This is a genomic window from Pseudomonas sp. JAI120 (assembly GCF_014207255.1).
GTDB lineage: Bacteria > Pseudomonadota > Gammaproteobacteria > Pseudomonadales > Pseudomonadaceae > Aquipseudomonas.
On sequence record NZ_JACHCZ010000003.1, the window covers coordinates 160,903 to 179,674 of the forward strand.

The following is an 18,772-nucleotide window of genomic DNA, read 5'->3' on the forward strand; positions in this document are numbered from 1 at the left end:
TCATGCAAACCGCCGCCGCTGTTGCCGATTTCCGTACTTACCCCAAGCTTTGCGACCTCGCCGATACGCAGGTGCTGGACGATCAGATTCGCGTGCAATGGGCCGATGGCCGGGTAAGCCCGTTTCATCATCAGTGGTTGCGGGACAACTGTCCGTGCACGCAATGCGTGTACAGCGTGACCCGCGAGCAAGTGCTGGAAATTGTCGATGTGGATGAAAATCTCGGCGCCATCAGCGCGCGTATCGACCAGGGTTTTCTCAGCGTGGAATGGCGCGGCGGTCATCACAGCCAGTACGATCCCGGCTGGCTGCGGGCCCATGCCTATGACGATGAATCCCGCGCCGAACGCCGGGCCGCCAAACCCGAAGCCCGACTGTGGGACAGCAGCTTCGACCTGCCGGTATTCGACTACTCAGCCGTGATGCAAGACCCGAAAGCCCTGCTGCAATGGCTGTTGGCGCTGCGCGATGGAGGCCTCACCCAAGTACGTGGCGTACCCACCGAACCCGGCTCCCTGGCGTGTGTTGCCGAGCGCATTTCGTTTATCCGCGAGAGCAATTTCGGTGTGTTGTTCAACGTGCAATCCAAGGCCGATGCCGACAGCAATGCCTACACCGCTTTCAACCTGCCCTTGCACAGTGATTTGCCGACCCGGGAGCTGCAACCGGGGCTGCAGTTTCTGCATTGCCTGGTCAACGATGCCGACGGCGGCGAGAGTATTTTTGTCGATGGGTTTGCCATCGCCAATGCCTTGCGCCAGGAGGATCCCGAAGCATTTCGTGCGCTGTGTGAAATACCCGTGGAGTTTCGCAACAAAGACCGTCACAGCGACTACCGCCGCCTCGCGCCGATCATCGCATTGGACGCCTTGGGGGATGTGGCAGAGATTCGCATGGCCAATTTTCTGCGCGGGCCGTTCGAGACATCGGTGGCGCAGATGCCGTTGCTGTATCGGGCTTATCGGCGGTTTATCGCTATGACGCGCGAGGCGCGCTTTCGGCTGGTCAAGCGCCTTAACCCGGGCGAGCTGTGGTGCTTCGATAATCGCCGCACGTTGCATGCGCGCAATGCGTTTGATCCTACTTCGGGGGCGCGGCACTTTCAGGGTTGCTATATCGACCGGGATGAACTGCTTTCACGAATCCTGGTGCTGCAGCGCTAAAAAAGCCCCGGTCCAGCCGTGACTGGATCGGGGCAGAGTGCCTTGTGTGAGCCGTACATCCCGAGGGTGACCAAACCTTCAAGCTGCTTGCTGGCAACCAGTGTGCCTATTACTGCAGCGGGTAAATGACCCGAAAACGACACGTTCATAGCCATCTGAGCCATTCGTGCATTCTGCCCTTGCCGACCGGCCGGGGGCCTACCAGAATCCAAGTCAATCCCCGCTCCCTTCACCAGGATAAACGTCATGATGCATGCGGATTTGATTGATCAGGATGACCTGCTGAGCCAACTGCGCTCGCTGGGTTTCGAGGTATCCAGCGGCGCCAGCGCCGAACAGGCTTGCGAGTGCGCGGTACGCGGTTTGAGCGAAGCGCGGGCCAAGGCGCTCAAGGGTATGGTTGAGCAGATGTACACCGGCAGCGCGACGATTTTGCCGGCGGTGCGTCAGGCGATCGATAAGCAGTTGCTGCCGGCGCTGATGCAGTTCAAGCAGAACTCTGGCGCCTGACAGACCGCTATCGGGGGCAAGCCCCCCTCCTACATCTGGCCATATTCGTCATGACAACTCGGTCAAGTCTGGGAGGGGGCTTGCCCCCGATGCAGTCAACTCGGTTTAAAGCCGTACACTCGCGAACGTCGACTCATTGCGCGCCTGACTCAACGCCGACATCGGCCCCGACAACGGTGACAACACGAGCGCCTGCGGAATCGGCATCATCGCCACCTGCTGGGTGGTGTTGGAGCCTACGCGCTCATCCCGTGGCGGAATGCCGAAGTATTCGCGGTAGCACTTGGAGAAGTGCGGCGTGGACACAAAACCGCATACCGATGCCACTTCGATGATCGACATCGGCGTTTGCTTGAGCAACTGCCGCGCGCGAATCAGGCGCAGCTTGAGGTAGTAGCGCGACGGCGAGCAGTGCAGGTATTTCTGGAACAGCCGCTCCAGCTGGCGACGCGACACGGCGACGTACACCGCCAGTTCGTCGAGGTCGATCGGCTCTTCGAGGTTGGCTTCCATCAGCGCGACGATTTCCTGCAGCTTCGGCTGGTTGGTGCCAAGCATGTGCTTGAGCGGCACACGCTGGTGATCCTGTTCATTGCGGATGCGCTCGTACACGAACATTTCGGAGATCGCCGCCGACAGTTCACGGCCGTGGTCGCGGCTGATCAGGTGCAGCATCATGTCCAGCGGCGCGGTGCCGCCCGAACTGGTGAAGCGGTTGCGGTCGAGGGTGAACAAACGGGTGCTCATCGACACGCGCGGGAAGGCTTCCTGCATCGACGCCAGGCACTCCCAATGCACGCTGCAATCAAAACCGTCGAGCAGGCCGGCACAGGCCAGGGCCCAGCTGCCGGTGCACACTGCCCCCAGGCGACGGGACTGGCGCGCCTGGCTTTGCAGCCACGACACATGCTCACGGGTCACGGTACGCTGGATACCCACGCCGCCGCACACAATCACGGTGTCCAGGGCCGGGGCTTTGTGCATGGAGGCATCGGGGGTGATTTGCAGACCGTCGCTGGCCCACACCTGGTTGCCGTCGACACTCAGGGTTGTCCAGCGATACAGCTCGCGGCCGGACAGCTGGTTGGCCATGCGCAGCGGTTCCACGGCCGAAGCCAGGGAAATCAGCGTGAAATTGTCCAGCAGCAAAAAGCCGATGGATTGAGGCGCACGGTTCTGGGGTTGGGCCCCGGAGTTGAACGACGTCATGGCGGTATCTCCTCACACAAAGCAGGTGATGGCCTCAGGCGAGGCTCTTGTTATTGCGCTCTTCATCCGGCAAGGCGAGAGGCTTTGAATTGGTAGAGCAAATGCCATGCCTAAATTTGAATGGCCATTCAACAAATCCTGAAAACGACCTGATGACGCGTCTAAATAAGCCCGCGCGAGGAGTACGGGATATGGTTGAAATAGACGTCGGAGCGGCCCTGCTCAAGGTGTGTGAGCAGTTCGGTATCACTTGTGGGAAGGCGCTTTCAGCGCGTAGGAAAAGTCTGTCACCGCACGCACAGGTGACGGGTGGTCGGAGGGAAAATCGTTCGGAAGCTACTTATCTGTTTGCGACGCGCTAAAAGGTGGCGCTTTTGGTTGGAGTGTTCACTTTTTGAGCAGCATCGTCTGGATGACAGCCATCGGGGGCAAGCCCCCGATACCGGCGACTCGGTCTCAGCACTCCACCGCACTGACCGCCAACCCACCTCGCGACGTCTCTTTGTACTTGTCATGCATATCCGCCCCGGTATCGCGCATGGTGCGGATCACCCGGTCCAGGGAGATAAAGTGCTGGCCATCACCGCGCAGGGCCATCTGCGCCGCGTTGATCGCCTTCACCGCTGCAATTGCATTGCGCTCGATGCACGGCACTTGCACCAACCCGCCCACCGGGTCGCAGGTCAGGCCGAGGTTGTGTTCCAGGCCGATTTCAGCGGCGTTGCACAGCTGCTCCGGGGTTGCGCCGAGGATCTCGGCCAGCCCGGCAGCGGCCATGGCGCAGGCCGAACCCACTTCACCCTGGCAACCGACTTCGGCCCCGGAGATCGAGGCGTTCTTCTTGCACAGGATCCCCACCGCCGCCGCACTGAGCAGGTAGTCGACCACGTTGGCTTCGGTGACTTCGTCGCTGAACTTCATGAAGTAGTGCAACACCGCCGGAATGATCCCCGCCGCACCGTTGGTGGGCGCCGTGACCATGCGTCCACCGGCGGCGTTTTCTTCATTCACCGCCAGGGCGAACAGGTTGACCCATTCCATCGCACTCAAGGTCGAGCCGATCACATTGGGTTTGTTCAACTCCTGCAGACTGCGGTGTAACTTGGCGGCGCGACGGCGCACGTTGAGGCCGCCAGGCAGAATGCCTTCGTGCTTGAGGCCCTCCTCCACGCACGCCTGCATGGCGCGCCAGAGCTTCATCAGGCCACTGCGGATTTCGTCTTCGGAGCGCCAGACCTTTTCGTTGGCCAGCATCACTTCGGCGACGCGCAGGTTGTGGGTCTTGCACAGCTGCAACAACTCCACGGCGCTGGAAAAATCATACGGCAACTCGGTGCGGTCCATGTCCGCCACGCCGCTCTGCGCCTGGGCTTCATCCACCACGAAACCACCGCCCACTGAGTAATAGGTGTCGCGATGCAGCTCGCCATCAGCGCCAAACACCACCAGGGTCATGGCGTTGGGGTGGAACGGCAGGTTTTCGTCAAGCAGGCGCATGTCGCGGGCCCACAGGAACGGCACGGGCAAACGCCCGTCGAGCAGCAGGGTGTCGGTCTCACGCAGGGTGTGAATGCGCAGGCCGATTTGCGACGGATCGATCGCGTCCGGCCACTCGCCCATCAGGCCCATGATGGTGGCGGTGTCGCTGCCGTGACCGATGCCGGTGGCCGACAATGAGCCGTAGAGCTGAACTTCGACGCGCCTGACCTGTTCCAACAGTTCACGTTCACGTAACCCTTGAACGAACAACGCCGCGGCGCGCATGGGGCCGACGGTGTGAGAACTAGAAGGCCCGATGCCGATCTTGAACAGGTCGAAAACACTGATAGCCATTGCGGTAGAACTCCTCGATAAGCACGGCCAGGCTTGAACGAGGTGCTACGCTCAGATCGCCCAGATGGCGGCATCATCAAGGTTTTATTCGCTGCCACGGCGTCTCACACCGACGCACCCATGCTCACCAGCGTCGCTCCCGTGCGATCGCCTGTTTTGGCCGTTTTCAGCGGTGCAGATGGGCAAAAACAGCGGTTTAACCGTGGGAAAAACCTGTAAGCGACGTCACCGACACTGGATACGACCCTCCCTGTACTGGATACGACGCCCCCTGTAGGCGTCAGATTTTCACTGGTACATGATCAGTCTCGACTCGTTTGCAAGGCACCGTGGCAGAGCTGTTGCCGCACGCTCCAACCGCAACACTTATAAAGCGCGGCAAATGCCGCCAGAAAAAACACAGGAGTCTACCCAGATGAAAGGTTCACCCTCGTTGTTGTTGGCCGCCATGCTGAGTCTGCCAGTCATGGCGCACGCCGCAGAACCGGAACAGTGCAAGACCGTCAACTTCTCCGATGTCGGCTGGACCGACATCACTGTCACCACCGCGACCACCAGCGAAATCCTCAAGGGCCTGGGCTACAAGACCAAGACCACGATGATTTCCGTTCCTGTGACTTACAAGTCCCTGGCCGACGGCAAGAACATGGACGTGTTCCTCGGCAACTGGATGCCGACCATGGAAAACGACATCAAGCAGTACCGTGATGCCGGCACCGTGGAAACCGTGCGCGCCAACCTGGAAAACGCCAAGTACACCCTGGCGGTACCCGAGGCGCTGTACAACAAAGGCCTGAAAGACTTCGCCGATATCGCCAAATTCAAGGAAGAGCTGGGCGGCAAGATCTACGGCATCGAGCCGGGTAACGACGGCAACCGCACCATCCAGACCCTGATCGACAAAGACGCCTTCGGCCTCAAGACCGCCGGCTTCAAAGTCGTCGAATCCAGCGAAGCCGGGATGCTCTCCCAGGTGGAGCGCGCCACCAGGCGTGACCAGGCCATCGTGTTCCTTGGCTGGGAACCGCACCCGATGAACACCCGCTTCAAGATGAAATACCTGACCGGGGGTGACGACTCGTTTGGCCCCAACTACGGCCAGGCCACCATCTACACCAACACCCGCAAGGGCTACACCGAGGAATGCAGCAACGTCGGTCAGTTGCTGAAGAACCTGGTGTTCACCTTGAACATGGAAAGCACCCTGATGGGTAATGTCTTGGACGACAAGATGAAGCCCGACGCCGCGGCGAAAGCCTGGCTGAAGAAGAACCCGCAAGTACTCGACACTTGGCTCGCCGGTGTCACCACCGTCGATGGCAAACCAGGCCTGGAAGCCGTCAAAGCGTATCTAAACAAGTAACCGCTGACCCCGGGGCGGTACGCTGCCCCGGGATGTTTTCCCTCTTCGCATGTGGACATTCACTACCATGCTGACTGAACAGAAAATCCCACTAGGCCAGTACATCGCTGCCTTCGTCGAATGGTTGACCCAACACGGCGCCAACTACTTCGACGCAATCGCATCGACACTGGAAACGATGATCCACGGCGTGACGTTTGCGCTGACCTGGTTCAATCCGCTGGCATTGATCGGTCTGATTGCGCTGCTGGCTCACTTTATTCAACGTAAATGGGGACTGACTGTTTTTGTCATCGCCTCTTTCCTGCTGATCCTGAACCTTGGGTACTGGCAGGAAACCATGGAAACCCTCGCCCAGGTGCTGTTCGCCACCCTGGTCTGCGTGGTCATTGGTGTGCCGCTGGGCATTGTTGCCGCGCACAAACCCATGTTCTACACCCTGATGCGGCCGGTGCTCGATCTGATGCAGACCGTACCGACCTTCGTCTACCTCATCCCTACCCTGACCCTCTTCGGGCTGGGTGTGGTGCCTGGTTTGATCTCCACGGTGGTGTTCGCGATTGCCGCGCCCATCCGCCTGACTTACCTGGGTATCCGTGATGTACCGCAAGAGTTGATGGACGCCGGCAAGGCCTTTGGCTGCTCGCGCCGTCAGTTGCTCTCGCGCATTGAACTGCCCCACGCCATGCCGAGCATCGCTGCCGGTATTACCCAATGCATCATGCTGTCGTTGTCGATGGTGGTGATCGCCGCCCTGGTGGGCGCCGACGGCCTCGGCAAGCCGGTGGTCAACGCGCTGAACACCGCCGACATCGCCCTGGGCTTTGAAGCCGGCCTGGCGATTGTGCTGCTGGCCATCATGCTCGACCGCATCTGCAAACAACCCGACGCCAAAGTAGGGGGTGATGCATGAGCATTATCCGATTCGACAATGTCGACGTAATTTTCTCCAAAGACCCACGCGAAGCGCTCAAGCTGCTGGACCAGGGCATGAGCCGTAACGAAATCCTGAAAAAAACCGGGCAGATCGTCGGCGTTGAAAAAGCCAGCCTGGATGTGGAAAAAGGCGAGATCTGCGTGCTGATGGGCCTGTCGGGCTCCGGCAAGTCGAGCCTGCTGCGCTGCATCAACGGCCTCAATACCGTCAGCCGTGGCCAGCTGTTCGTGGAGCATGAAGGTCGCCAGATCGACATCGCCTCCTGCACCCCCGCCGAGCTGAAAATGATGCGCACCAAGCGCATCGCCATGGTGTTCCAGAAGTTCGCCCTGATGCCCTGGCTGACGGTGCGCGAGAACATCAGCTTTGGTCTGGAAATGCAGGGCCGTCCGGAAAAAGAACGGCGCAAGCTGGTGGATGAAAAACTTGAGCTGGTGGGCCTGACCCAGTGGCGCAACAAGAGGCCGGATGAACTGTCCGGCGGCATGCAACAGCGCGTCGGCCTGGCCCGCGCGTTGGCGATGGACGCCGACATCCTGTTGATGGACGAGCCCTTCTCCGCCCTCGACCCGCTGATCCGCCAAGGCCTGCAGGACGAATTGCTGGAACTGCAAAGCAAGCTGAGCAAGACCATCGTGTTCGTCAGTCACGACCTCGACGAGGCGCTGAAGCTGGGCAGCCGTATCGCGATCATGAAAGACGGCAAGATCATCCAGTACAGCGTGCCGGAAGAGATCGTGCTGAACCCGGCGGACGACTACGTACGCACCTTCGTCGCCCACACCAACCCGCTGAACGTACTGTGCGGCCGCAGCCTGATGCGCACGCTGGACAACTGCAAACGCGTCAACGGTTCGGTGTGCCTGGATCCTGGTGGCGACTCATGGCTGGACCTGGCCGAAGGCAACACCATCCAGGGCGCGCGGCAGAATGGCGTGGTGATGAATTTGCAGAACTGGGCACCGGGGCAACCGGTGGAAGGTTTGGGCCGGGTACCGACACTGGTGGATTCGAATATCGGCATGCGTGATGCGCTGCAGATTCGTTATCAGACGGGGAACAAGCTGGTGTTGCATGACAACAACCAGGTGGTGGGGATCCTGGGCGATAGTGAGCTCTACCATGCCTTGCTGGGCAAAAACCTGGGCTAGCACACACTGCAAACGCCATTGGAGAAACCGGGTCAAAAATGTGGGAGGGGGCTTGCTCCCGATAGCGGTGGATCAGTAACAGATCGACTGACTGACACACCGCTATCGGGAGCAAGCCCCCTCCCACATTTAAAGCACCACCAGGCTCAACTATCAGCTATAGACACGGCCAAGGAGCTGCCGATGGCTTTCAAACTGATCGAGCACGTCCCGGGTGATCTGTTCCTGGGCGAAGCCCATCAGGTCGTATTCCTGAGGCCCGTTGTGCAGGTACACCTCGGCGCGGTAATAGCGGGTGCGTTCTTCTTCGGGCAGGTCGCTTGGTGCCGACGAGTAAGCATCCAGGCTCACTTCATAAACGAACGGGTTGCCCTCTTCCATCTCGATGCGCACACCGATGCAGCGCTTGGACTTACCCAACAGCGTCTGCACTTCCAACCCTTGCTCACGCAACGCGACCGCCGCCTCTTCCAGCGCCGGCGTGACGTGCTTGTCCATAAAGCGCTGCACAGTGCCCTGGCTCGGTTGCAGGTCGAGTGCCGTCAAACGCTCGCTGAAGCCACGACGCCCGCGTTCAGCCAGTTGCGCCTGCTCCTGTTCGATCGCCACGTCCTGGCGCATCGCCTTGTGCAAACCGAACATAAAGACAATCAGCACCACCGAGAACGGCAGCCCCGCCAGCACCACCATGGTTTGCATGGCTTCGAAGTTGCCGGCAAACAGCAGGCCGATGGTCACCAGGGTGATCACCGCCGACCAGAAGATGCGCAACCAGTGCGGCGCATCTTCATCCACATTGCCGCCCTTGCAGGAAAGGTTGGCCATCATCACCGCGCCGGAATCCGCCGGGGTCAGGAACAACACAAAGCCCACGAAGATCGACACGCCGATGACGATTTTCGACGCTGGGTAATGCTCCAGCAATTGGTAGATAGACATGGACGGTTGTTCCAGCGCCGTCTTGCCCAGCTCCACCGCACCGTGGTTGAGCACCAGGTCCAGCGCCGAGTTACCGAAGATCGACAGCCACGCCAGGGTAAAGCCCAGGGGAATCAGCAGCACGCCGGCCACCAGTTCACGCACCGTGCGGCCACGGGAAATACGCGCGATGAACATGCCCACGAATGGTGCCCAGGAAATCCACCAGGCCCAGTAGAACAGGGTCCACAGGCCCATCCAGCGTTCGGTCTTGTCACCGTCGCCTTCGTACACATAGAGGTCGAAGGTTTTCAGCACGATGCCGTTGAGGTAGTCACCGGTGTTCTGCACCAGGCCGTTGAGCAGGTGCAGGGTCGGGCCGAACAGCAGCACGAAGATCAGCAAACCGCTGAACAGCACGATGTTGAGGTTGGACAGGCGGCGGATGCCGTTCTCCACACCCGACACGGCGGCGATGGTCGCCACGGTGCTCATCACAATGATCACGATCAGCAGGTTGGTGTTGCTGTGCGCCATGCCGAACAGGTTTTCCAGGCCGGACGACACCTGCATCGAACCGATGCCCAGGTTAGTCACCAGGCCCAGCAGGGTCACGAACATGCCGAAACCATCCACCGCGTGACCAGCCGCGCCCTTGACCCAACGCTCACCCACCAGCGGGTACAACGCCGAACGCAAGGCCAGCGGCTGGTTATGCCGGTAGGCGAAGTACGCCACGGCCAGGCCGACCAACGCATAGATCGCCCAGCCATGCAGGCCCCAGTGCAGGAAGGTCAACTGCAGCGCCTGACGTGCCGCGCTGTTGCTGGCGGCGGCGCCTTCCGGCGGGTTGAAGTAGTGATCCAGCGGCTCCGAAGCGCCGAAGTACAGCAGCGAGATGCCGATGCCCGACGAGAACAGCATGCCGGCCCAGGCGCCGTAGCTGAAGTCCGGGGTGTCGTCCTTGCTGCCCAGTTTCAATTTGCCGTAGGACGAAAACGCCAGGCCGACCACAAACACCAGGTAGGCGGCGATGACCACCATGTAGTACCAGCCAAAGCTTTTGGAAAGCCAGGCCTGGGCTACGCCGAGCATGCGCCCGGCCTCCTGCGGGGCGATGATCAGAATGGCGGTCAACAACAGAATCAGCGCGGTGGAGGTGTAGAACACCCAACCGTTGACCCGCACCTTTTCCGGCGGGGTCTTTATAAGAGAGGCAGAACTCATGGCGCAGATGCTCCAGGCAGTGCGAGAGAGAAACACAAGGCAACGGTTATCCCGACCTATCGATTTTTCGGCAGTCGACGGACGGGTGTTATAAAGACACCCCGAAAATCCTTGAGCCCCACCAGGCAGTGGGCAGGCCTTGATACCGCCTGTTTCAAAGGTTTTTGCAGGTGTCAGATGTCGTCGCCCTCAAGTAGGAAATACCTGTAGGCAGCGACCATTTGTCGCAGAGCTTATTCTTTGTTGATTGAACGTTCAATCAAAACAAAATAGACTGGCCTTCAAGTCGACGAACGTTCATCGCCCGTCGGCAGGCCTAAGGAGAGGTGCTAGATGCCCAAGGTCGGTATGCAACCCATACGCCGCCAACAGTTGATCGAAGCCACGCTGACGGCCATCGATCAGGTCGGAATGGGAGATGCCAGCATTGCGCTGATCGCCCGTTTGGCCGGGGTCTCGAACGGCATCATCAGTCACTACTTTCAGGACAAGAACGGCCTGATCGCCGCGACGATGCGGTACTTGATGAATGTGCTGATCGAGAACGTCCACGAACGCAGGCTTGCGCTGAAGGACGACAGCCCAAGGGCGCACCTTCGGGTGATCATCGAGGGCAACTTCGACGCCAGCCAGGTCAATGGCCCGGCAATGAAAACCTGGCTGGCCTTCTGGGCCACCAGCATGCATCACCCGTCATTGCACAGGTTGCAGCGGATCAACGATCAACGTCTGTATTCCAACCTGTGCTGCCAGTTCCGCCGAGTGCTGCCGCTGCCGCACGCACGCAAAGCAGCCAGAGGCCTGGCGGCCCTGATCGACGGTTTGTGGTTGCGCGGCGCCCTGTCGGGAGACGCTTTCGACACGGCGCAGGCGCAACGGATCGCTTACGAATACATGGATTTCCAATTGGCCAAGCAGGTGAGTTAGAGCCCTTATAAACGCTCAACCCCTGAACGTCTGCCGCTCAGTGTTGCCACACCCTTATGGCCCACTTTGCGGCGGGTAACGCCAACCACTTATGCACTTGCGAGGACTTTATGGCCCGTTTCGACCTGCAAAAACTCTACATTGACGGCGGCTACAGCGACGCTGGCAGCGATGCCACCTTCGAAGCCATCAACCCGGCTAACGGTGAAGTTCTCGCCCAAGTGCAACGCGCAACGAAAGAAGACGTTGAACGTGCCGTGGTCAGCGCCGAAAAAGGCCAGAAAATCTGGGCTGCGATGACCGCCATGGAGCGTTCGCGCATCCTGCGTCGTGCCGTCGACATCCTGCGCGAGCGCAACGACGAGCTGGCCGCCCTGGAAACCCTGGACACCGGTAAAGCCTTCTCCGAAACCCAGTACGTCGACATCGTTACCGGCGCTGACGTGCTCGAATACTACGCAGGCCTGGTGCCGGCGATCGAAGGCGAGCAGATCCCACTGCGCGACACTTCCTTCGTCTACACCCGCCGCGAGCCGCTGGGCGTGGTCGCCGGTATCGGCGCCTGGAACTACCCGATCCAGATCGCCCTGTGGAAATCCGCACCGGCCCTGGCCGCCGGTAACGCGATGATCTTCAAGCCAAGCGAAGTCACCTCGCTGACCACCCTGAAACTGGCCGAGATCTACACCGAAGCCGGGGTTCCAGCAGGCGTATTCAACGTCTTGACCGGCAGCGGCCGTGAAGTCGGCACCTGGCTGACCGAGCACCCACGCATCGAGAAAGTCTCGTTCACCGGCGGCACCGACACCGGCAAGAAAGTCATGGCCAGCGCGTCGAGCTCTTCGCTCAAGGAAGTGACCATGGAACTGGGCGGCAAATCGCCGCTGATCGTGTTCGAAGACGCCGACCTGGATCGTGCCGCCGACATCGCGATGATGGCCAACTTCTACAGCTCCGGCCAGGTCTGCACCAACGGCACTCGCGTGTTCGTGCCCAAGCACCTGCAAGCGGCGTTCGAAGCCAAGATCGTTGAGCGTGTTGCCCGTATCCGCGTCGGCGACCCGCAAGACGCCAACACCAACTTCGGTCCGCTGGTCAGCTTCGCCCACATGGAAAGCGTGCTGGGCTACATCGCCAAAGGTAAGGAAGAAGGTGCCCGCGTACTGTGCGGCGGCGACCGCCTGACCGACGGCGATTTCGCCAAAGGCGCCTTCGTGGCCCCGACCGTGTTCACCGACTGCACCGACGAGATGACCATCGTCCGTGAAGAAATCTTCGGCCCGGTGATGAGCATCCTCACCTACGAAACCGAAGAAGAAGTGATCCGCCGCGCCAACGACACCGACTTCGGCCTGGCCGCGGGCCTGGTGACCAAGGACCTGAACCGCGCCCACCGCGTGATTCATCAGCTGGAAGCGGGCATCTGCTGGATCAACGCCTGGGGCGAATCCGACGCGAAGATGCCGGTCGGTGGCTACAAGCAATCCGGTGTGGGCCGTGAGAACGGCATCAGCTCGCTGAACAACTTTACCCGCATCAAATCGGTACAGGTTGAGCTGGGCGACTACGCCTCGGTGTTCTAAGACCCGAGCCTTGCGTTGCCTTTGAGGCCGCCATCGGGGGCGAGCCCCCTCCCACCTTTGACTGTGTAAACCCGATCAAATGTGGAAGGGGGCTCGCCCCCGATGAGGCCCGACCTGACCACACTTCAAAGAGGGTGCATTTATGTCCCAAGAATACGACTACATCATTGTGGGTGCCGGCTCCGCCGGTAACACCCTGGCGACCCGTCTGACCGAAGACGAAGGCGTCACCGTCCTGCTGCTGGAAGCCGGCGGCCCCGACTACCGCCTCGATTTCCGTACCCAAATGCCGGCCGCCCTGGCCTTTCCGCTGCAAGGCCGCCGCTACAACTGGGCCTACGAAACCGATCCGGAGCCACACATGGACGGCCGTCGGATGGAATGCGGTCGCGGCAAGGGCCTGGGTGGCTCTTCGCTGATCAACGGCATGTGCTACATCCGTGGCAACGCCATGGACTACGACAACTGGTCGAAGCTTCCGGGCCTGGAAGACTGGAGCTACCTCGATTGCCTGCCGTATTTCCGCAAGGCCGAAACCCGCGACATCGGCCCGAACGACTGGCACGGCGGCGATGGCCCGGTGAGCGTGACCACGCCTAAAGCGGGCAATAACCCGCTGTTCCACGCCATGGTTGAAGCAGGCGTGCAGGCCGGTTACCCGCGCACCGAAGACTTGAACGGCTACCAGCAGGAAGGCTTCGGCCCGATGGACCGTACCGTCACGCCTAACGGCCGTCGCGCCAGCACCGCGCGCGGTTACCTGGACATAGCCAAGAAGCGCTCCACACTGACCATCGTCACCCACGCCCTCACCGACAAAGTGTTGTTCGAAGGCAAGCGTGCCGTTGGCGTGCGTTACCTGATCGGTGCCGCCGAAGAGCGCGTTGAAGCCCGTGCGCGTAAAGAAGTGCTGGTGTGCAGCGGCGCAATCGCTTCGCCGCAACTGCTGCAACGCTCCGGCGTGGGCCCGGCCAAACTGCTGGAAAGCCTCGACATCCAGGTGGTCCACGACCTGCCTGGCGTCGGCGAAAACCTGCAGGACCACCTTGAGCTGTATCTGCAATATGCGTGCACCCAGCCGGTGTCGCTGTACCCGTCGCTGCTCTGGTACAACCAGCCGGCCATCGGTGCCGAATGGCTGTTCAACGGCACCGGCATCGGCGCCAGCAACCAGTTCGAAGCGGGCGGTTTTATCCGGACCCGTGAAGAATTCGAATGGCCGAACATCCAGTACCACTTCCTGCCGGTCGCGATTAACTACAACGGCAGCAACGGTGTGAAAGAGCACGGTTTCCAGGCGCACATGGGCTCCATGCGCTCGCCGAGCCGTGGCCGCGTGCAACTGAAGTCGAAGAACCCACGGGACTACCCGAGCATCCTCTTCAACTACATGGCCACCGAGCAGGACTGGCAGGAATTCCGCGACGGCATCCGCCTGACCCGTGAAATCATGCAGCAGCCGGCACTCGATCCCTACCGTGGCCGCGAAATCAGCCCGGGCATCGAGGTGCAAACCGATGAGCAGTTGGACAAGTTCATCCGCGAGCACGCCGAAACCGCGTTCCACCCGTCCTGCTCGTGCAAGATGGGCGACGACGAGATGGCCGTGGTCGATGGCGAAGGCCGCGTGCACGGCATGCAGGGTCTGCGCGTAGTCGATGCGTCGATCATGCCGATCATCACCACCGGCAACCTGAACGCGCCGACGATCATGATCGCCGAGAAAATCGCCGACAAGATCCGTGGCCGCCAGCCGCTGCCGCGCAGCACTGCCGACTACTACGTGGCCGGCGATGCGCCGGTGCGTGGCAAGCCGTTGCGTGAAGTGGGGCCGACTGCGCAGTAACTGATTCACTGCGGTGCCTTCATCGGGGGCAAGCCCCCTCCCACATTTGAATGTATTCACAAATCAAGTGTGGGAGGGGGCTTGCCCCCGATAGGGCCCGATCAGGCACTGCAAACCTTGCCTCTACACTTTCCTTGATCAGCCCCCAGCCCAGGCCTACTCTGTTTGCCTGCCCGCGCTGAGCCGCCCACAAGGAAGGCCCCATGTTCGAACACCACGCCACACTCAAAAAGCATTTCAGTGCCCTGCGCACCACCGCCGACTTCTTCTCCCTGCGCTACGTGCGCGAATCCGGCCAGTACCTGTCGGTGCGCAAGAACGTCGCCGAACCGCCCCACCTGAACCACGACGAAGGCGTCATGCTCACCGTGCGTGTCAACGGTGCGGAGGCCTACGCCGCCACCCACGATATTTCCCTTGCCGGCCTGCAAGCCGCCCTTGGACGCGCCGAGCAGCAAGCCCGCCTGATAAAACCGCACGCCCTGCTCGACCTGCGCGACCAACAGGTGTCCAGCGACGTCGCCGACTACCTGTCGCCCAATATTGAGCAAGCCTTCCCGTCCCTGAGCGACTGCTACCAACTGCTCGGCGATGAGTCCTCTGCCGTGCCCCAGGACGAGCGCCTGGTGAACTGGGAAGTCAGCCTCGGCCTGACCCATGTCGAGCAGATCTACCTCAACAGTGCCGGCGCCGAACTGCGCCAGGCCCAGCGGTTTGTGTTCCCCGGCGTCAATGTCACGGCCTACGACGGCAACGACAGCCAGTCGCGCACCCTCGGCGGCAGCAACTTCGGCCAGCAAGGCGGGTTTGACGTGATCAGCCGCTTCGGCCTGGTCGGCGCCGCGCCGCGCATTGCCGACGAAGCCCTGCAACTGCTGCTGGCGCCAAATACGCCCCAGGGCCCGCGCGACCTGCTGCTGATGCCCGACCAGATGATCCTGCAGATCCACGAGTCCATCGGCCACCCGCTGGAACTCGACCGTATCCTCGGCGATGAGCGCAATTACGCCGGTACCAGTTTTGTGAAGGCCAGCGACTTCGGCCAGCTGCAATACGGCTCCAAGCTGTTGAACGTGACGTTCGACCCGGACATTCCCGAGCAACTGGCCAGCTACGGCCATGACGACGACGGCACCGCGGCCAGCAAGCAATTCCTGATCCGCGAAGGACTGCTGCTCAAGCCGCTGGGTGGGGCGTTGTCGCAGTTCCGCTCGGGCATGGGCGGCGTGGCCAACAGCCGCGCCAGCAGCTGGAACCGCCCGCCGATCGACCGCATGGCCAACCTGAATATCGAAGCCGGCGATAAGAGCCTGGCGCAACTGATTGTCGGCATCGAACACGGCATCCTGATGTCGACCAACCGTTCGTGGTCCATCGACGATGCCCGCAACAAGTTCCAGTTCGGCTGCGAGTGGGGCCAGTTGATTGAAAACGGCGAACTCAAGGGCGTGGTGAAAAACCCCAACTACCGGGCGATTTCCGCGCAGTTCTGGCGCAACCTCAGCGCCGTGGGCGACACCAGCACCTTCAAGGTATTGGGCACGCCGAACTGCGGCAAGGGCGAGCCCAACCAGGTGATCCGCGTCGGCCATGCGTCGCCGGCCTGTGTATTCAGCAACGTTGACGTATTTGGGGGAGATGCCTGATGAACACCTTCAAGGCATTGGTGCAGTGGCTCAAGCAGGCCATCACCGAAAAGGAACAATTTCACCTGGGCTACGCGGCGGAATCGTCCGAGTTCGTGCGCTTCAACCACGCCAAGGTGCGTCAGGCCGGCCAAGTGCAGCAGGCCAGCCTCAACCTCAAGCTGATCAACGATGGCCGCCATGCCGACCTCGGCATCACCCTGGCCGGCGAGCCCGAGCTGGATCGCCAGCGCCTCGCCGACGGCCTGCAGCAACTGCGCGAAACCCTGCCGCTGCTGCCGCATGACCCTTACCTGTTGCTCAACCACAACGCCTGGCAAAGCCACAACGAACAGGCCCGCCCCCTGCCCGACCTGGCCCAGGTGCTGGAAGAAATCAGCCAGGCGGCCGATGGCGTCGACCTGGTCGGCTTCTATGCCGCCGGCCCGATCAGCCGGGGCTTTGCCAGTTCGGACGGCGCGTTTGGCTGGCATCAGGCCAATAGCTTCAACTTCGATTTCAGCCTGTTCCACGCCAATGGCGAGGCGGTAAAAGCCAGCTACGCCGGCGACGCCTGGGACAGCGCCGAGTTCGCCCGACGCTTCCAGCTGGCGCGTGAACAGCTGGAATTCCTCGGCCGCCCGCTGCACCCATTGGCGCCCGGACAGTACCGCGCCTACCTCGCCCCGGCGGCATTGGAAGAAATCATTAGCATCATCACCTGGGGCGGTTTTTCCGCCCAGGCCATCGCCAGCAAAGGCAGCTCGTTGCAACGGCTGTATGCCGGCGAGCAGTCCTTGAGCCCGCTGGTGACGGTGAAAGAACACATCACCGACTCCCTGAGCCAGGCGTTCTCCAGCGAAGGCTACCCGCGCAGTGACGTCACGCTGATCAACGCCGGCCAGGCCGACGGCCAACTGGTGAACTCGCGCAGCGCCGCCGAATATGGCCTCAGCGCCAACGGCGCCAGCGGCGACGAATCACCCAGCGCCTTGCAGATCGCAGCGGGCAACCTGGCCCAGGCCGATATCCTCAAGCAACTGGGCACCGGGCTCTACATCAGCAACCTGTGGTACCTGAACTACTCCGACCTGCCCGCCGCACGCCTGACCGGCATGACGCGCTTCGCCACGTTCTGGGTGGAAGACGGCGAGATCAAGGCGCCGGTCAGCACCATGCGTTTTGATGACAGCGTCTACCAGTTGCTCGGTTCGCAACTGGAAGCGCTGACCGCTGAGCGCGAACTGCTGCTGTCGGCCAGCACCTATAGCCAGCGCAATACCGCCTCCAACCTGTTGCCGGGGGCCTTGGTAAAACGCCTGACCCTGACCCTGTAAATACAAACCCCCTGTGGGAAGGGGCCTTGCCCCCTCCCACATTGTCCTGTGCTGATTTCAGACACCTCGGTTTCGGCCCTTCCTACCGTAAATTCTCTTCCTCCCAGTCTGCACGGGCAGCCTGTTGTCGCCTGTGAAAAACCTCGTTATAACGGTTAGTGGCCCCCCGCCACCCCACCCACGAGAGCATGACCTTGCCCGGGAAGGGCAAGCTGGAGCGTTGACATGAACCATGGAAGTTTTGTCATAGAAAAGCTGTTCAAGCACTACAACGTTCATGTTGAGCAGCTGGGAAACGATTCGGAAAAGAAGACCATCCTGATGGTCAATGGCGCACTCTCCACCACACGTTCATTCGCGCGTACCAGCAAGTGCCTGGCCAAGCATTTCAATGTGCTGTTGTTCGACCTGCCCTTCTCGGGTTATTCCCGCGAACACAACACCGACCTGGACCTGGTGACCAAGGACGACGAGGTGCAAATCCTGCGCGCCCTGGTCGAACGCTTTCAGGTCAATCACCTGGTCTCGGCCTCCTGGGGTGGCATCTCGACGCTGCTGACCCTGGCACACAACCCGCCGTCCATCGAAAGCTCGGTGGTGATGGCCCTGGCGCCCAACCTCAACCAGGCAATGCTCGACTATGTAGAGCGCGTGCGGGTGCTGATCGAGGCCGATGACAAATCCGCTGTCGGGCACCTGCTCAACGAGACCGTGGGCAAATACCTGTCGCCCCGGCTCAAGCGCAACAACCACCGGCACCTGTCGAACATGGCCACCACCGAGTACCGCCAGGCGCGCTTTCATATCCACCAGGTGCTGGCGTTGGGCGATGGCAACTACCTGCCGGCGCTGCGGCAGATCGAAACCCCGGTGCACTTTCTCAATGGTGCGCTGGACGAATACACCCCCGCCGCCGAGGCCCGACTGTTCAAACACTACGTCGACCGCAGCAGCTTTGCGGTGGCCGAACACACCGGGCATTTACTCGACCTGGAGTCCCGCGAGGCGGCTTTGGCGGTGCACCGTGCGTTGTTGGATTTCCTGGTGGGAGAGCACGCGAACTTGTCGGACTTAGACGAACCGCCAGTGGGAAAAGGAGCGACGAATGGCGCATAATCGCCGACACATAGCCGGCTAACAAAA

General features: G+C 61.0%; 14 protein-coding genes. 11 read left to right on the forward strand and 3 right to left on the reverse strand.

Annotation, left to right across the window (positions count from 1 at the left end):
* The first annotated feature begins 2 nt into the window (after nucleotides 1–2).
* Together HDC32_RS18250 and HDC32_RS18255 are read left to right on the forward strand one after the other, a co-directional pair.
* Nucleotides 3–1,163, forward strand: a complete 1,161-nt coding sequence (locus HDC32_RS18250) for a gamma-butyrobetaine dioxygenase (protein WP_184745048.1) — start codon at nucleotides 3–5, stop codon at nucleotides 1,161–1,163.
* A 246-nt stretch (nucleotides 1,164–1,409) separates the two neighbouring features.
* On the forward strand, nucleotides 1,410–1,673 hold the full coding sequence (locus tag HDC32_RS18255; protein ID WP_027606014.1) for a hypothetical protein: 264 nt from the start codon (nucleotides 1,410–1,412) through the stop codon (nucleotides 1,671–1,673).
* Nucleotides 1,674–1,778: 105 nt separating this feature from the next.
* On the opposite strand, the gene HDC32_RS18260 is transcribed toward HDC32_RS18255, so the two are convergent.
* Both HDC32_RS18260 and HDC32_RS18265 read right to left on the reverse strand, forming a co-directional pair.
* On the reverse strand, nucleotides 1,779–2,882 hold the full coding sequence (locus HDC32_RS18260) for a GlxA family transcriptional regulator (protein ID WP_065938176.1): 1,104 nt from the start codon (nucleotides 2,880–2,882) through the stop codon (nucleotides 1,779–1,781).
* Between the two features lie 456 nt (nucleotides 2,883–3,338).
* Entirely contained in the window at nucleotides 3,339–4,715 is a 1,377-nt protein-coding gene (locus tag HDC32_RS18265; RefSeq protein ID WP_184745051.1) for an L-serine ammonia-lyase, read from the reverse strand.
* A gap of 415 nt (nucleotides 4,716–5,130) precedes the next feature.
* On the opposite strand from HDC32_RS18265, the gene HDC32_RS18270 reads away from it, so the two are divergent.
* The 3 genes from HDC32_RS18270 (at nucleotide 5,131) to choV (ending at nucleotide 8,166) form a co-directional block, all read left to right on the forward strand.
* Entirely contained in the window at nucleotides 5,131–6,078 is a 948-nt protein-coding gene (locus tag HDC32_RS18270; protein WP_131699058.1) for a choline ABC transporter substrate-binding protein, read from the forward strand.
* 67 nt (nucleotides 6,079–6,145) lie between these two features.
* Nucleotides 6,146–6,991 carry a choline ABC transporter permease subunit gene (gene choW, locus HDC32_RS18275; protein WP_015886271.1) on the forward strand — a complete coding sequence of 282 codons (846 nt, stop codon included), beginning with the start codon at nucleotides 6,146–6,148 and terminating at the stop codon, nucleotides 6,989–6,991.
* Complete coding sequence (choV, locus tag HDC32_RS18280; RefSeq protein ID WP_131699057.1) at nucleotides 6,988–8,166, forward strand: choline ABC transporter ATP-binding protein; 1,179 nt, start codon at nucleotides 6,988–6,990, stop codon at nucleotides 8,164–8,166. The genes choW and choV overlap by 4 nt, the downstream gene beginning before the upstream one ends.
* 153 nt (nucleotides 8,167–8,319) lie before the next feature.
* Here the strand turns inward: choV and HDC32_RS18285 are convergent, their stop codons facing one another.
* The gene (locus HDC32_RS18285; RefSeq protein ID WP_256663483.1) at nucleotides 8,320–10,254 is read right to left on the reverse strand and encodes a BCCT family transporter; all 1,935 of its coding nucleotides are present in this window, start codon (nucleotides 10,252–10,254) and stop codon (nucleotides 8,320–8,322) included.
* A gap of 390 nt (nucleotides 10,255–10,644) precedes the next feature.
* On the opposite strand from HDC32_RS18285, the gene betI reads away from it, so the two are divergent.
* The 6 genes from betI (at nucleotide 10,645) to HDC32_RS18315 (ending at nucleotide 18,745) form a co-directional block, all read left to right on the forward strand.
* On the forward strand, nucleotides 10,645–11,238 hold the full coding sequence (gene betI / locus HDC32_RS18290; protein ID WP_053128113.1) for a transcriptional regulator BetI: 594 nt from the start codon (nucleotides 10,645–10,647) through the stop codon (nucleotides 11,236–11,238).
* A gap of 110 nt (nucleotides 11,239–11,348) precedes the next feature.
* Complete coding sequence (gene betB, locus HDC32_RS18295) at nucleotides 11,349–12,821, forward strand: betaine-aldehyde dehydrogenase (RefSeq protein ID WP_131699055.1); 1,473 nt, start codon at nucleotides 11,349–11,351, stop codon at nucleotides 12,819–12,821.
* Between the two features lie 142 nt (nucleotides 12,822–12,963).
* Entirely contained in the window at nucleotides 12,964–14,667 is a 1,704-nt protein-coding gene (gene betA, locus HDC32_RS18300; protein ID WP_167657058.1) for a choline dehydrogenase, read from the forward strand.
* Between the two features lie 203 nt (nucleotides 14,668–14,870).
* Complete coding sequence (locus HDC32_RS18305) at nucleotides 14,871–16,313, forward strand: TldD/PmbA family protein (protein WP_184745053.1); 1,443 nt, start codon at nucleotides 14,871–14,873, stop codon at nucleotides 16,311–16,313.
* A complete protein-coding gene (locus HDC32_RS18310) occupies nucleotides 16,313–17,629 on the forward strand; it encodes a TldD/PmbA family protein (RefSeq protein WP_184745055.1) in 1,317 nt (438 codons plus the stop codon). The genes HDC32_RS18305 and HDC32_RS18310 overlap by 1 nt, the downstream gene beginning before the upstream one ends.
* 225 nt (nucleotides 17,630–17,854) lie before the next feature.
* Nucleotides 17,855–18,745, forward strand: a complete 891-nt coding sequence (locus tag HDC32_RS18315) for an alpha/beta fold hydrolase (protein ID WP_184745057.1) — start codon at nucleotides 17,855–17,857, stop codon at nucleotides 18,743–18,745.
* Nucleotides 18,746–18,772 lie beyond the last annotated feature (27 nt).

Excerpts from the sequence above, each read along its gene's own strand:
- HDC32_RS18250 (WP_184745048.1), top strand. The coding sequence starts at position 3 with ATGCAAACCGCCGCCGCTGTTGCCGATTTCCGTACTTACCCCAAGCTT.
- HDC32_RS18255 (WP_027606014.1), top strand. The coding sequence starts at position 1,410 with ATGATGCATGCGGATTTGATTGATCAGGATGACCTGCTGAGCCAACTG.
- HDC32_RS18260 (WP_065938176.1), bottom strand. The coding sequence starts at position 2,882 with ATGACGTCGTTCAACTCCGGGGCCCAACCCCAGAACCGTGCGCCTCAA.
- HDC32_RS18265 (WP_184745051.1), bottom strand. The coding sequence starts at position 4,715 with ATGGCTATCAGTGTTTTCGACCTGTTCAAGATCGGCATCGGGCCTTCT.
- HDC32_RS18270 (WP_131699058.1), top strand. The coding sequence starts at position 5,131 with ATGAAAGGTTCACCCTCGTTGTTGTTGGCCGCCATGCTGAGTCTGCCA.
- choW (WP_015886271.1), top strand. The coding sequence starts at position 6,146 with ATGCTGACTGAACAGAAAATCCCACTAGGCCAGTACATCGCTGCCTTC.
- choV (WP_131699057.1), top strand. The coding sequence starts at position 6,988 with ATGAGCATTATCCGATTCGACAATGTCGACGTAATTTTCTCCAAAGAC.
- betI (WP_053128113.1), top strand. The coding sequence starts at position 10,645 with ATGCCCAAGGTCGGTATGCAACCCATACGCCGCCAACAGTTGATCGAA.
- betB (WP_131699055.1), top strand. The coding sequence starts at position 11,349 with ATGGCCCGTTTCGACCTGCAAAAACTCTACATTGACGGCGGCTACAGC.
- betA (WP_167657058.1), top strand. The coding sequence starts at position 12,964 with ATGTCCCAAGAATACGACTACATCATTGTGGGTGCCGGCTCCGCCGGT.
- HDC32_RS18305 (WP_184745053.1), top strand. The coding sequence starts at position 14,871 with ATGTTCGAACACCACGCCACACTCAAAAAGCATTTCAGTGCCCTGCGC.
- HDC32_RS18310 (WP_184745055.1), top strand. The coding sequence starts at position 16,313 with ATGAACACCTTCAAGGCATTGGTGCAGTGGCTCAAGCAGGCCATCACC.
- HDC32_RS18315 (WP_184745057.1), top strand. The coding sequence starts at position 17,855 with ATGAACCATGGAAGTTTTGTCATAGAAAAGCTGTTCAAGCACTACAAC.